The sequence below is a fragment of the Klebsiella sp. EMBS2024 genome, from assembly GCF_036233805.1.
Taxonomy (GTDB): Bacteria; Pseudomonadota; Gammaproteobacteria; order Enterobacterales; family Enterobacteriaceae; genus Klebsiella; species Klebsiella pneumoniae.
The window spans coordinates 2,400,418-2,412,370 of record NZ_JAZARW010000001.1 but is presented as its reverse complement, the minus strand read 5'-3'; the positions used below and the strand labels follow the sequence as shown (position 1 = coordinate 2,412,370).

Below are 11,953 nucleotides of genomic sequence, written 5' to 3'. Positions count from 1 at the left end.
ATATCGGCCCTGAGGGCAAAAAAAATCCCGCCGCAGCGGGATTTTTTATAGCGATCAACGGAGATTAGATCAGGAAATCGTCCAGTGATTTACCTTGCTCATCCATTGCTTTTTTGATCACAGCCGGGGTACGGCCCTGACCGGTCCAGGTTTTGGTTTCACCATTTTCGTCAACATAGCTATATTTAGCCGGACGTGCAGCACGCTTGGTTTTGGTACCGGCTTTAACGGCAGCCATGGTGCTCAGCAGTTCATTCGGATCAATACCGTCAGCAATCAGCATTTCACGGTATTGCTGCAGCTTACGCGTACGCTCTTCAATTTCTGCCGCGGCAGCGTTTTCTTCTTCACGGCGCTCGTTAACGACGACTTCTAATTTTTCCAGCATTTCTTCGAGCGTTTCTAGGGTGCATTCTCTTGCCTGCGCACGAAGAGTACGGATGTTGTTCAAAATTTTAAGTGCTTCGCTCATTGTAGTAATCTCAAACTTATATTGTGGGGTGGTTTGTTGAACTAATAATAGAGCGATAAAATGCGTTGTGCAATAGGGGGGAATGTAAGGAATTCAAAATTACTGGTTATTTGTCGCGAGAATTAATTAATTTAAGTTAAAATTCCCGTGCCGCTTCACATCTTTCATCGCTTATAGCGATGAGGCGAAGGCAAGCTAAAACATTGAGACGGTATGCTTTTTGAGAGGTTCAGTGAGAGAAATGATCCTTTACATGGGTAAATAACCCTCGTCAGTATTAGCGCATTTTTGGTTACAAGGCTTAATATAAAACAACCGGCAGCCCTGCTTATAGCCCCTGGGCAACCGGTCTATAAGCACGAAAAGACAATGGTTACCGCGCCAGTAGCGTAACGGGGCGTACAAATAGTGGCCCTGTAAATTCAATTCATCTTCTTAATCCTTTCGGTTTGCAGGCCCTTCAGCTTCGCGACAATACCCCTGCTGAAAGCGCGGCTGTGCGCATAAAATATGGTACAATCGTCGCCGCGATAAAACACTTTGATTGGGGTCACGCAGCCGATGGCACAACTTTATTTCTACTACTCTGCAATGAATGCAGGTAAGTCGACCGCTCTGTTGCAATCTTCGTACAATTACCAGGAGCGGGGGATGCGTACCGTCGTTTATACCGCTGAGATTGATGACCGCTTTGGCGCCGGAAAAGTCAGTTCACGTATCGGGCTCTCCTCGCCGGCCCGATTGTATAATCCACAGACCTCGTTATTTGACGATATTGCGGCGGAGCACCAGCTAAAGCCGATTCACTGCGTGCTGGTGGATGAAAGCCAGTTTCTGACGCGTGAACAGGTTCATGAGCTGTCCGAAGTTGTCGATACGCTGGATATTCCGGTGCTTTGCTATGGGTTGCGGACGGACTTTCGCGGTGAGCTCTTTACCGGCAGCCAGTATTTACTGGCCTGGTCAGATAAGCTGGTTGAGCTGAAAACGATCTGCTTCTGCGGCCGCAAGGCCAGCATGGTATTGCGCCTCGATCAGGAGGGGCGTCCTTATAATGAGGGTGAGCAGGTCGTCATCGGCGGTAATGAGCGGTACGTATCGGTCTGCCGTAAGCATTATAAAGAGGCGCTGAGCGTCGGTTCGTTAACCAAGGTACAAAACCAGCACCGTCCCTGCTGATACCCTCAGAAGCTCGTACAGGCGCCTGTGGGCGCCTTTTTAATGTCTGCTATAGGTTGGCGTAGCTGGCGATAAAGAATGGCTGATAGCGGGGATAAAAAAAGCCCCGTCAGGTGACGGGGCTTGTCGCGATGCTATCGCTGTTGGTTAAGCGGATTTTTTCGCTTTTTTCTCAGCCTTTACCGGGGCAACTTCGGCTTTCGCACCGGCTTCGCCTTCGACGAATTCGCGGCCGTAGTAGGTATCCAGCAGGATCTGTTTCAGTTCGGAGATCAGCGGGTAGCGCGGGTTAGCGCCGGTGCACTGGTCATCGAATGCATCTTCAGACAGTTTATCAACCTGGGCCAGGAAGTCAGCTTCCTGAACGCCAGCTTCGCGGATAGATTTCGGAATACCCAGCTCAGCTTTAATGCTTTCCAGCCATGCCAGCAGTTTCTCGATTTTCGCTGCGGTGCGGTCGCCTGGTGCGGAGAGGCCCAGGTGATCGGCGATTTCAGCGTAACGACGACGAGCCTGCGGACGGTCGTACTGGCTGAACGCGGTCTGCTTGGTCGGGTTGTCATTCGCGTTATAGCGGATAACGTTGCAGATCAGCAGGGCGTTGGCCAGACCGTGCGGAATATGGAACTGGGAGCCCAGTTTGTGCGCCATCGAGTGACACACGCCGAGGAAGGCGTTAGCGAACGCGATACCGGCGATAGTCGCGGCACTGTGTACGCGCTCACGGGCAACCGGGTTCTTGGAACCTTCGTGATAGGAAGCCGGCAGATACTCTTTCAGCAGTTTCAGCGCCTGCAGCGCCTGACCGTCAGAGAACTCAGAAGCCAGTACGGAAACGTAAGCTTCCAGGGCGTGAGTCACCGCATCCAGACCACCGAACGCACACAGCGATTTCGGCATATCCATCACCAGGTTGGCATCGACAATGGCCATATCCGGGGTCAGCGCGTAGTCTGCCAGCGGGTATTTCTGACCGGTCGCGTCATCGGTCACCACGGCGAACGGCGTAACTTCAGAACCGGTACCGGAAGTGGTAGTGATCGCCACCATCTTGGCTTTGACGCCCATTTTCGGGAACTTGTAGATACGTTTACGGATATCCATAAAGCGCAGCGCCAGTTCTTCGAAGTGGGTTTCCGGATGTTCGTACATGACCCACATGATTTTCGCCGCATCCATCGGGGAACCGCCGCCCAGGGCGATGATCACGTCTGGTTTAAAGGAGTTCGCCAGGTCGGCACCTTTACGTACGATGGTCAGCGTCGGGTCAGCTTCAACTTCGAAGAAGACTTCCGTCTCAACACCCGCAGCTTTCAGTACGGAAGTGATCTGATCGGCATAGCCGTTGTTGAACAGGAAGCGGTCAGTCACGATCAGCGCGCGTTTGTGACCATCGGTAATCACTTCATCCAGTGCGATTGGCAGGGAGCCACGACGGAAGTAGATAGATTTCGGAAGTTTGTGCCACAACATGTTTTCAGCTCGCTTAGCAACGGTTTTCTTGTTGATCAGGTGTTTCGGACCAACGTTTTCAGAGATGGAGTTACCACCCCAGGAACCACAACCCAGAGTCAGGGAAGGCGCGAGTTTGAAGTTGTACAGGTCACCGATACCACCCTGAGAAGCCGGGGTGTTGATCAGGATACGCGCGGTTTTCATCATTTGGCCGAAGTAAGCCACGCGAGCCGGCTGGTTGTCCTGGTCGGTGTACAGGCAAGAGGTGTGACCGATACCGCCCATGGCGACCAGTTTTTCTGCTTTGGCTACCGCGTCTTCGAAATCTTTTGCACGGTACATAGCCAGCGTCGGAGACAGTTTTTCGTGAGCAAACGGCTCGCTCTCGTCAACGTTGGTCACTTCACCAATCAGAATTTTGGTGGTGGCCGGCACGGTGAAGCCTGCCAGTTCAGCGATTTTGGCCGCTGGCTGACCAACGATAGCCGCGTTCAGCGCGCCATTTTTCAGGATAATGTCCTGAACGGCTTTCAGCTCTTTACCCTGCAGCAGGTAGCCGCCGTGGCTGGCGAAACGTTCGCGAACCGCGTTATAGACTGAATCAACCACCACAACGGACTGCTCAGAAGCACAGATCACGCCGTTATCGAAGGTTTTAGACATCAGTACGGACGCTACGGCACGTTTGATGTCGGCGGTTTCATCAATGACTACCGGGGTGTTACCGGCGCCGACGCCGATAGCAGGTTTACCGGAGCTGTATGCTGCTTTCACCATGCCTGGACCACCGGTCGCCAGGATCAGGTTGATGTCCGGGTGATGCATAAGCGCGTTAGACAGTTCTACAGACGGCTGATCGATCCAGCCAATCAGGTCCTTCGGCGCGCCGGCCGCGATGGCAGCCTGCAGCACGATATCAGCCGCTTTGTTGGTGGCTTCTTTTGCACGCGGGTGCGGAGAGAAAATGATGGCGTTACGCGTTTTCAGACTGATGAGCGATTTGAAAATGGCTGTTGAAGTCGGGTTAGTGGTCGGTACGATACCGCAGATGATGCCGATAGGCTCAGCAATAGTGATGGTGCCAAAGGTGTCGTCTTCTGACAGAACGCCACAGGTTTTTTCGTCTTTATAAGCGTTGTAAATGTATTCGGAAGCAAAGTGGTTTTTGATCACTTTGTCTTCAACGATGCCCATGCCGGATTCGGCTACGGCCATTTTGGCGAGAGGGATTCGAGCATCTGCAGCGGCCAGAGCGGCGGCGCGGAAGATTTTGTCGACTTGTTCTTGAGTGAAACTGGCATATTCACGCTGGGCTTTCTTGACACGCTCAACAAGCGCGTTCAGTTCAGCGATATTAGTAACAGCCATAATGCTCTCCTGATAATGTTAAACTTTTTTAGTAAATCAGTCGCTCGATTCGACATTATAGACAGGCCGTTAACAGCTTGCATGTAAATGTTTATGTAGAAAAATCAGGGCGCTGTTTCACCGATTTACTAAAAAAGCTTTATCTCTTTCGCTTTCAGGTACTGCTGCCTTCCACTCTGTTGGTGTCATCAAGATTACTCACTTCTGAGTACAAATTACGTGATTTAGATCAAGTATTGTCGCTGCTGATACCTTTCAGCTGACTGCTTTTTGACCGGTTCGATCAAGTGTGATGGGAGGGTTTTNAAATTAAAAAAACGATTAGCATTAAATATACAAATGGCTAACATTCGATACATATCACCGGGTTATGCATATTTATAATGAATATTGCAGGTAAAAAGCGTATGTTTCGCGCAGTTATTTTATGCTGTTAACAGTCAACCGCCAATTTTGATGATGCTGCGGAGCCCAATGTGACTCAATCACTGTTCGATTTTTCTGCATATTTCAAGTTTTTCATCGGCTTATTTGCCCTGGTTAACCCGGTTGGCATTATTCCGGTATTCATCAGTATGACCAGCTATCAGCCGGCTGCGGTGCGTAATAAGACCAACCTCACCGCCAACCTGTCGGTGGCGATCATCCTCCTGACGTCGCTGTTCCTCGGCGATGGCATTCTGCAGATTTTCGGTATCTCCATTGACTCCTTCCGTATCGCCGGCGGCATCCTGGTGGTGACCATCGCGATGTCGATGATCAGCGGTAAGCTCGGCGAAGATAAGCAGAACAAGCAGGAAAAGTCGGAGACGGCGGTCCGGGAGAGCATCGGCGTCGTTCCTCTCGCGCTACCATTAATGGCCGGGCCAGGGGCAATCAGTTCAACTATCGTCTGGGGGACCCGGTACCACTCCTGGGTGCATCTGGTCGGGTTCTCACTGGCGATAGCGGTATTTGCCCTCTGCTGCTGGGGGATTTTCCGTATGGCGCCGTGGCTGGTCCGTTTGCTGGGGCAGACGGGAATCAACGTCATCACCCGTATTATGGGCCTGTTGCTGATGGCCCTCGGCATTGAGTTTATTGTGACCGGGATTAAAGCGCTTTTCCCAGGGCTGCTGAGTTAGTTCGTCGCCAGCAGGCGGGGAGTCTCGCTTCACGCCTGCGCGATTATTAGCAAAACCTATTAGCCAGCGCGGAGCTGGCGGTAGGGATAATATTTTGCGATATCGCTATTAATTTCATGTTTTTCATTAAGATATGAAATATTTCTCTTAACATTCTCCTCACGCCTCCCCCTCCTGTGATGTTATTTTCTTCACATCATTCTCTGGTACTTGCTGTCGGATCATCGAAATGATATTAGTAATTTTAACAAGGCGGCAGATGAATGTGCTAAAAAGTAATCTATTGTTAATTTTTTGTACAAAAAACCATCTTGCGGTCGCTGCTCAGTATGCCGGCTGATGAAATTAACGTAATTGACTGATAAATAACGATATTTTTACATCGATGTTTTATGGCAAACGCCTGTCACGCTGGCAAAACCGGCAATAAAAGAGAATTCGGTAACATATTTGCAAATTGCATTGGCGGAGGTGTTTACCTTTTGGTACTTTCCGCCGTTATCGTCTGCTGAATTATGTGCGCAAATGAGAATTATTTTTAATTAACTCATTTCGCCAGAACGACCCTCCAGCGAGGGCAACGAATCGACGTTAAGACTGCCGTTCGAGCGGTCGTAATAAATAAGTCGGTGATAGCAATCTGCCAATCGCAAACTCCTGCGTTGGACAGAACCCGAAAACGGGAAAAACAGGCTGGTTAAAAAACCAGTAATTATAATGACTGGAGTTACAACACAATGACCATCATCACTAAAAAGCGTTTAATCGCCGCGGGAGTGCTATCCGCACTGATCGCCGGCAATATGGCAATGGCAGCGGATGTCCCGGCTGGAGTGCAGCTGGCAGAGAAGCAAACCCTGGTACGTAATAGCGGCGCCGAGCCGCAATCGCTGGACCCAAATAAAATCGAAGGGGTGCCAGAGGCCAATATTAGCCGCGACCTGTTCGAAGGTTTGCTGAATACTTCGCCGAAAGATGGCCACCCGATCCCTGGCGTGGCGGAGAGCTGGGATAATAAAGATTTTAAAGTCTGGACCTTCCATCTGCGTAAAGATGCAAAATGGTCTAACGGCGAGCCGGTTACCGCCCAGGACTTCGTATACAGCTGGCAGCGTCTGGTGGATCCGAAAACAGCTTCTCCTTATGCCAGCTATCCGCAATATGGTCATATCGTTAACGTCGACGAAATCATTGACGGCAAGAAAGCGCCGAGCGAGCTGGGCGTAAAAGCCATTGACGACCACACGCTGGAAGTCACCCTCAGCGAACCGGTACCCTATTTTTATAAACTGCTGGTTAACCCGGCGATGTCTCCCGTCTACAAACCGGCCATCGAAAAATTTGGCGAAAAGTGGACGCAGCCTGGCAATATCGTTACCAACGGCGCGTATACTCTGAAAGACTGGGTGGTCAACGAGCGGATCGTGATGGAGCGTAACCCGCACTATTGGGATAATGCTAAAACCGTCATTAACACCGTTACCTGGCTGCCGACCTCTTCCGAAGTGACCTATGTTAACCGCTACCGCAGCGGTGAACTGGACATGACTTATAACCAGCTGCCGATCGAACTCTTCCAGAAGCTGAAAAAAGAGATCCCCAACGAGCTGCACGTTGACCCCTATCTGTGTACCTATTATTACGAAATCAACAACCAGAAGGCCCCGTTCACCGACGTGCGCGTGCGTACCGCGCTGAAGCTGGGTCTGGATCGCGATATTATTGCTAATAAGGTGAAAGGACAGGGCGATCTGCCGGCCTACGGCTACACCCCACCGTATACCGATGGCGCGAAGCTGAGCGAGCCGGAATGGTTTACCTGGTCGCAGGAAAAACGCAACGAAGAAGCGAAGAAACTGCTGGCCGAAGCCGGCTATAGCGCCGATAAACCGTTGACCTTCAACCTGCTGTATAACACCTCTGATTTGCACAAGAAGCTGGCGATTGCCGCCGCCTCGCTGTGGCGTAAAAACCTGGGCATTGACGTGAAGCTGGTCAACCAGGAGTGGAAAACGTTCCTCGATACCCGTCATCAGGGCACCTATGACGTGGCGCGTGCGGGCTGGTGCGCCGACTATAACGAGCCAACCTCTTTCCTGAACACCATGCTCTCTGACAGTTCAATGAACACCGCGCACTATAAGAGCCCGGCGTTCGACAAGATTATGGCTGAATCCGTAAAAGCATCCGATGAAGCGCAGCGCACGGCGGCCTATGCGAAAGCAGAGCAGCAGCTGGACAAAGACAGCGCGATCGTACCGGTCTATTACTACGTTAACGCCCGCCTGGTGAAACCGTGGGTCGGTGGCTATACCGGTAAAGACCCGATGGATAACGTCTATACCAAAGACCTCTACGTTATCAAACATTAATGGCAATACGTGGAGCGGGTCTCGGCTCGCTCCATCGTGTCTTATTTGAGAGCAGTGCAAAGGCACACGCCAGAAGGTACGGGCAATGTTAAAATTTATCTTACGTCGCTGTCTGGAAGCGATTCCGACGCTATTTATTCTTATCACCATCTCATTCTTCATGATGCGTCTGGCGCCGGGAAGTCCTTTTACCGGGGAACGCACGCTACCGCCGGAAGTCATGGCGAATATTGAAGCAAAATACCATTTAAACGACCCTATCATGACGCAGTACTTCAATTATCTGAAGCAGCTGGCGCATGGCGATTTTGGTCCCTCTTTTAAATACAAAGATTATTCCGTCAACGATCTGGTGGCCGCCAGCTTCCCGGTTTCAGCGAAACTGGGCTTCGCCGCCTTTTTACTGGCGGTGGTGATCGGCGTTGCCGCCGGGGTGATAGCCGCCCTGAAGCAAAATACCCGCTGGGACTACGCGGTGATGGGGGTAGCCATGACCGGCGTGGTTATTCCGAGCTTTGTGGTCGCGCCGCTGCTGGTGATGATCTTTGCCATTACCCTGCACTGGCTGCCGGGCGGCGGCTGGAACGGCGGGGCGCTGAAATTTATGATCCTGCCGATGGTGGCGCTTTCCCTGGCCTATATCGCCAGCATCGCGCGTATTACTCGCGGCTCAATGATTGAAGTGCTGCACTCTAACTTTATCCGCACCGCGCGGGCGAAGGGGCTGCCGATGCGTCGCATTATTCTGCGCCATGCGCTGAAGCCGGCGCTGCTGCCGGTGCTCTCCTATATGGGGCCAGCTTTCGTGGGCATCATCACCGGCTCAATGGTCATTGAAACCATTTACGGCCTGCCGGGGATCGGCCAGCTGTTCGTTAACGGGGCGCTTAACCGCGACTACTCGCTGGTGCTCAGCCTGACGATCCTCGTTGGCGCCCTGACTATCCTGTTCAACGCCATCGTTGACGTGCTGTACGCCGTTATCGATCCGAAGATTCGCTACTGAAGCCGGAGTTCGCCATGATGTTAAGTAAGAAAAATAGCGAGGCGCTGGAAAACTTCAGTGAGAAGCTGGAAGTGGAGGGGCGTAGCCTCTGGCAGGACGCGCGTCGCCGCTTTATGCATAACCGCGCCGCGGTGACCAGCCTGATTATGCTGGTGCTAATTGCGCTGTTCGTTACCTTCGCGCCGATGGTGTCGTCGTTCTCCTACTTCGATACCGACTGGGGCATGATGTCCAATGCCCCGGATATGGCCTCCGGCCACTACTTCGGAACCGACTCCTCCGGGCGCGATCTGCTGGTGCGCGTAGCGATCGGCGGGCGCATTTCGCTGATGGTCGGGGTGGCGGCGGCGCTGGTGGCGGTGATCCTCGGCACGCTGTACGGTTCGCTCTCCGGTTATCTCGGCGGCAAAGTGGATTCGGTGATGATGCGTCTGCTGGAGATCCTCAACTCCTTCCCGTTTATGTTCTTCGTCATCCTGCTGGTGACCTTTTTTGGTCAGAATATCCTGCTGATCTTTGTCGCCATCGGCATGGTGTCCTGGCTGGATATGGCGCGTATCGTGCGCGGGCAGACGCTGAGCCTGAAGCGCAAAGAGTTTATCGAAGCCGCGCAGGTCGGCGGGGTCTCGACGGCGAGCATCGTGCTGCGCCATATCGTCCCCAACGTGCTGGGGGTGGTGGTGGTGTATGCCTCGCTGCTGGTCCCCAGCATGATCCTCTTCGAATCCTTCCTCAGTTTCCTGGGACTGGGGACGCAGGAGCCGCTCAGCAGCTGGGGGGCATTGCTCAGCGATGGCGCCAACTCAATGGAAGTTTCGCCCTGGCTACTGTTGTTCCCGGCGGGTTTCCTGGTGGTGACCCTGTTCTGTTTCAACTTTATCGGCGATGGTCTGCGTGATGCCCTCGACCCGAAAGACCGCTAAGGAGCGCTGCCATGACCATGATTGAAACGGCAAAAGCGCCGCAAGCGCAGAGCCACAGCGGACTACTGCTGGACGTGAAAGATCTTCGCGTCACCTTTAAAACGCCGGATGGCGACGTCACCGCCGTCAATGATCTGAACTTCACCCTGCAGGCGGGCGAGACGCTCGGCATTGTGGGCGAATCCGGCTCCGGTAAATCGCAAACCGCCTTCGCCCTGATGGGACTGCTGGCGGCCAACGGTCGCATCGGGGGTTCCGCCACCTTTAACGGTCGGCAAATCCTCAATTTGCCCGAGCGTGAGCTGAACAAACTGCGCGCTGAACAAATCTCAATGATTTTCCAGGATCCGATGACCTCTCTTAACCCCTATATGCGGGTGGGCGAGCAGTTAATGGAAGTCCTGATGCTGCATAAAGGGCTGAGTAAAGCCGAAGCGTTTGAAGAGTCGGTGAAGATGCTCGACGCGGTAAAAATGCCGGAAGCGCGTAAGCGCATGAAAATGTTCCCGCACGAGTTCTCCGGGGGCATGCGTCAGCGCGTGATGATTGCCATGGCGCTGCTGTGCCGGCCCCGGCTGCTGATTGCGGATGAACCGACCACTGCCCTGGACGTTACCGTGCAGGCGCAGATCATGACGCTGTTGAATGAGCTTAAACGCGAATTCAACACGGCCATTATCATGATCACCCACGACCTTGGAGTGGTGGCAGGGATCTGCGATAAAGTGCTGGTGATGTACGCCGGGCGCACCATGGAGTACGGTCAGGCGCGCGATGTCTTCTATCAACCGTCGCACCCATACTCTATTGGGCTGTTGAATGCGGTTCCACGTCTGGATGCGGAAGGCGATGCGTTGTTGACCATTCCCGGCAACCCACCGAACCTGCTGCGATTGCCGAAAGGCTGTCCATTCCAGCCGCGCTGCCCGCATGCCATGGAGCAGTGCAGCAGCGCGCCGCCGCTGGAATCGTTCGCGCCAGGCCGCCTGCGCGCCTGCTTTAAACCGGTGGGGGATCTGCTATGAACGCCGTAACTGAACAACGAAAAGTCCTGCTCGAAATTGCCGACCTGAAGGTGCACTTCGATATCAAAGATGGCAAGCAGTGGTTCTGGCAGCCGTCGAAAACGCTGAAAGCGGTGGATGGCGTGACGCTGCGCCTTTACGAGGGGGAAACCCTCGGTGTGGTAGGGGAGTCGGGCTGCGGCAAATCGACCTTCGCCCGCGCCATTATTGGTCTGGTGAAAGCGACCGATGGCAAAGTGGCCTGGCTGGGTAAAGATCTGCTGGGCATGAAGCAGGAAGAGTGGCGCGACGTGCGCAGCGATATCCAGATGATCTTCCAGGATCCGCTGGCCTCGCTGAACCCGCGCATGACCATCGGAGAAATTATCGCCGAACCGCTGCGTACCTATCATCCGAAGATGCCCCGTCAGGAAGTGCGCGATCGCGTCAAAGCGATGATGATGAAAGTTGGATTGCTGCCCAACCTGATCAACCGCTATCCGCACGAGTTCTCCGGCGGACAGTGTCAGCGTATCGGCATCGCGCGGGCGCTGATCCTTGAGCCAAAGCTGATTATCTGCGATGAGCCGGTCTCCGCGCTTGACGTGTCGATTCAGGCGCAGGTCGTCAACCTGCTGCAGCAACTGCAGCGTGAGATGGGGCTATCGCTGATATTTATCGCTCACGATCTGGCGGTGGTTAAGCATATCTCCGATCGGGTTCTGGTAATGTATCTGGGCCATGCGGTGGAGCTGGGGACTTACGACGAGGTGTACCATAATCCGCTGCATCCCTATACCAAAGCGCTGATGTCGGCGGTGCCGATCCCCGATCCTGATCTCGAGAAAACGAAAACTATCCAACTGCTGGAAGGCGAATTACCCTCGCCGATTAATCCGCCCTCAGGCTGCGTATTCCGCACCCGCTGTCCGCTTGCCGGACCGGAGTGCGCCAAAACCCGCCCGGTGCTGGAAGGCAGTTTCCGCCATGCGGTTTCTTGCCTTAAGGTAGACCCGTTATAATCTCAGGGGCTGACGCAGGTCAGCCCTT

The 11,953-nt window shown here is 53.3% G+C and carries 11 protein-coding genes; 8 read left to right on the top strand and 3 right to left on the bottom strand.

Going from position 1 to position 11,953, the window contains the following annotated elements; genetic code table 11:
* Positions 1 to 64: 64 nt before the first annotated feature.
* Both hns and VZP09_RS11135 read right to left on the bottom strand, forming a co-directional pair.
* On the bottom strand, positions 65 to 472 hold the full coding sequence (hns, locus tag VZP09_RS11140) for a histone-like nucleoid-structuring protein H-NS (RefSeq protein ID WP_002910103.1): 408 nt from the start codon (positions 470 to 472) through the stop codon (positions 65 to 67).
* Positions 473 to 894: 422 nt separating this feature from the next.
* The gene (locus tag VZP09_RS11135; RefSeq protein WP_004145401.1) at positions 895 to 1,026 is read right to left on the bottom strand and encodes a hypothetical protein; all 132 of its coding nucleotides are present in this window, start codon (positions 1,024 to 1,026) and stop codon (positions 895 to 897) included.
* Between the two features lie 7 nt (positions 1,027 to 1,033).
* Here VZP09_RS11135 and tdk point away from each other — a divergent pair, with 7 nt between their 5' ends.
* The gene (gene tdk, locus VZP09_RS11130) at positions 1,034 to 1,651 is read left to right on the top strand and encodes a thymidine kinase (RefSeq protein ID WP_002910100.1); all 618 of its coding nucleotides are present in this window, start codon (positions 1,034 to 1,036) and stop codon (positions 1,649 to 1,651) included.
* A gap of 147 nt (positions 1,652 to 1,798) precedes the next feature.
* Here tdk and adhE read toward each other — a convergent pair whose 3' ends face one another.
* Positions 1,799 to 4,474 (bottom strand): bifunctional acetaldehyde-CoA/alcohol dehydrogenase, encoded by a 2,676-nt coding sequence (adhE, locus tag VZP09_RS11125; protein ID WP_328795136.1) that lies wholly within the window; start codon positions 4,472 to 4,474, stop codon positions 1,799 to 1,801.
* A gap of 77 nt (positions 4,475 to 4,551) precedes the next feature.
* Here adhE and VZP09_RS11120 point away from each other — a divergent pair, with 77 nt between their 5' ends.
* The 7 genes from VZP09_RS11120 (at position 4,552) to oppF (ending at position 11,925) form a co-directional block, all read left to right on the top strand.
* Positions 4,552 to 4,737 (top strand): hypothetical protein, encoded by a 186-nt coding sequence (locus VZP09_RS11120; protein ID WP_032103886.1) that lies wholly within the window; start codon positions 4,552 to 4,554, stop codon positions 4,735 to 4,737.
* 213 nt (positions 4,738 to 4,950) lie between these two features.
* The gene (locus tag VZP09_RS11115; RefSeq protein WP_002910095.1) at positions 4,951 to 5,598 is read left to right on the top strand and encodes a YchE family NAAT transporter; all 648 of its coding nucleotides are present in this window, start codon (positions 4,951 to 4,953) and stop codon (positions 5,596 to 5,598) included.
* Positions 5,599 to 6,335: 737 nt separating this feature from the next.
* On the top strand, positions 6,336 to 7,970 hold the full coding sequence (gene oppA / locus VZP09_RS11110; RefSeq protein ID WP_004148754.1) for an oligopeptide ABC transporter substrate-binding protein OppA: 1,635 nt from the start codon (positions 6,336 to 6,338) through the stop codon (positions 7,968 to 7,970).
* Positions 7,971 to 8,055: 85 nt separating this feature from the next.
* The gene (gene oppB / locus VZP09_RS11105; protein ID WP_002910089.1) at positions 8,056 to 8,976 is read left to right on the top strand and encodes an oligopeptide ABC transporter permease OppB; all 921 of its coding nucleotides are present in this window, start codon (positions 8,056 to 8,058) and stop codon (positions 8,974 to 8,976) included.
* Between the two features lie 14 nt (positions 8,977 to 8,990).
* Positions 8,991 to 9,899: an oligopeptide ABC transporter permease OppC gene (oppC, locus tag VZP09_RS11100; RefSeq protein WP_004145396.1), complete on the top strand. Its 909-nt coding sequence runs from the start codon at positions 8,991 to 8,993 to the stop codon at positions 9,897 to 9,899.
* Positions 9,900 to 9,910: 11 nt separating this feature from the next.
* Complete coding sequence (locus VZP09_RS11095) at positions 9,911 to 10,924, top strand: ABC transporter ATP-binding protein (protein WP_004151853.1); 1,014 nt, start codon at positions 9,911 to 9,913, stop codon at positions 10,922 to 10,924.
* Positions 10,921 to 11,925 (top strand): murein tripeptide/oligopeptide ABC transporter ATP-binding protein OppF, encoded by a 1,005-nt coding sequence (gene oppF, locus VZP09_RS11090; protein WP_002910083.1) that lies wholly within the window; start codon positions 10,921 to 10,923, stop codon positions 11,923 to 11,925. The genes VZP09_RS11095 and oppF overlap by 4 nt, the downstream gene beginning before the upstream one ends.
* The last annotated feature ends 28 nt before the right edge of the window (positions 11,926 to 11,953 follow it).

Bases quoted from the DNA above. Each gene is read 5' to 3' on its own strand.
- tdk (WP_002910100.1), top strand. From the start codon at position 1,034: ATGGCACAACTTTATTTCTACTACTCTGCAATGAATGCAGGTAAGTCG.
- oppF (WP_002910083.1), top strand. From the start codon at position 10,921: ATGAACGCCGTAACTGAACAACGAAAAGTCCTGCTCGAAATTGCCGAC.
- hns (WP_002910103.1), bottom strand. From the start codon at position 472: ATGAGCGAAGCACTTAAAATTTTGAACAACATCCGTACTCTTCGTGCG.
- oppA (WP_004148754.1), top strand. From the start codon at position 6,336: ATGACCATCATCACTAAAAAGCGTTTAATCGCCGCGGGAGTGCTATCC.
- adhE (WP_328795136.1), bottom strand. From the start codon at position 4,474: ATGGCTGTTACTAATATCGCTGAACTGAACGCGCTTGTTGAGCGTGTC.
- oppC (WP_004145396.1), top strand. From the start codon at position 8,991: ATGATGTTAAGTAAGAAAAATAGCGAGGCGCTGGAAAACTTCAGTGAG.
- oppB (WP_002910089.1), top strand. From the start codon at position 8,056: ATGTTAAAATTTATCTTACGTCGCTGTCTGGAAGCGATTCCGACGCTA.
- VZP09_RS11095 (WP_004151853.1), top strand. From the start codon at position 9,911: ATGACCATGATTGAAACGGCAAAAGCGCCGCAAGCGCAGAGCCACAGC.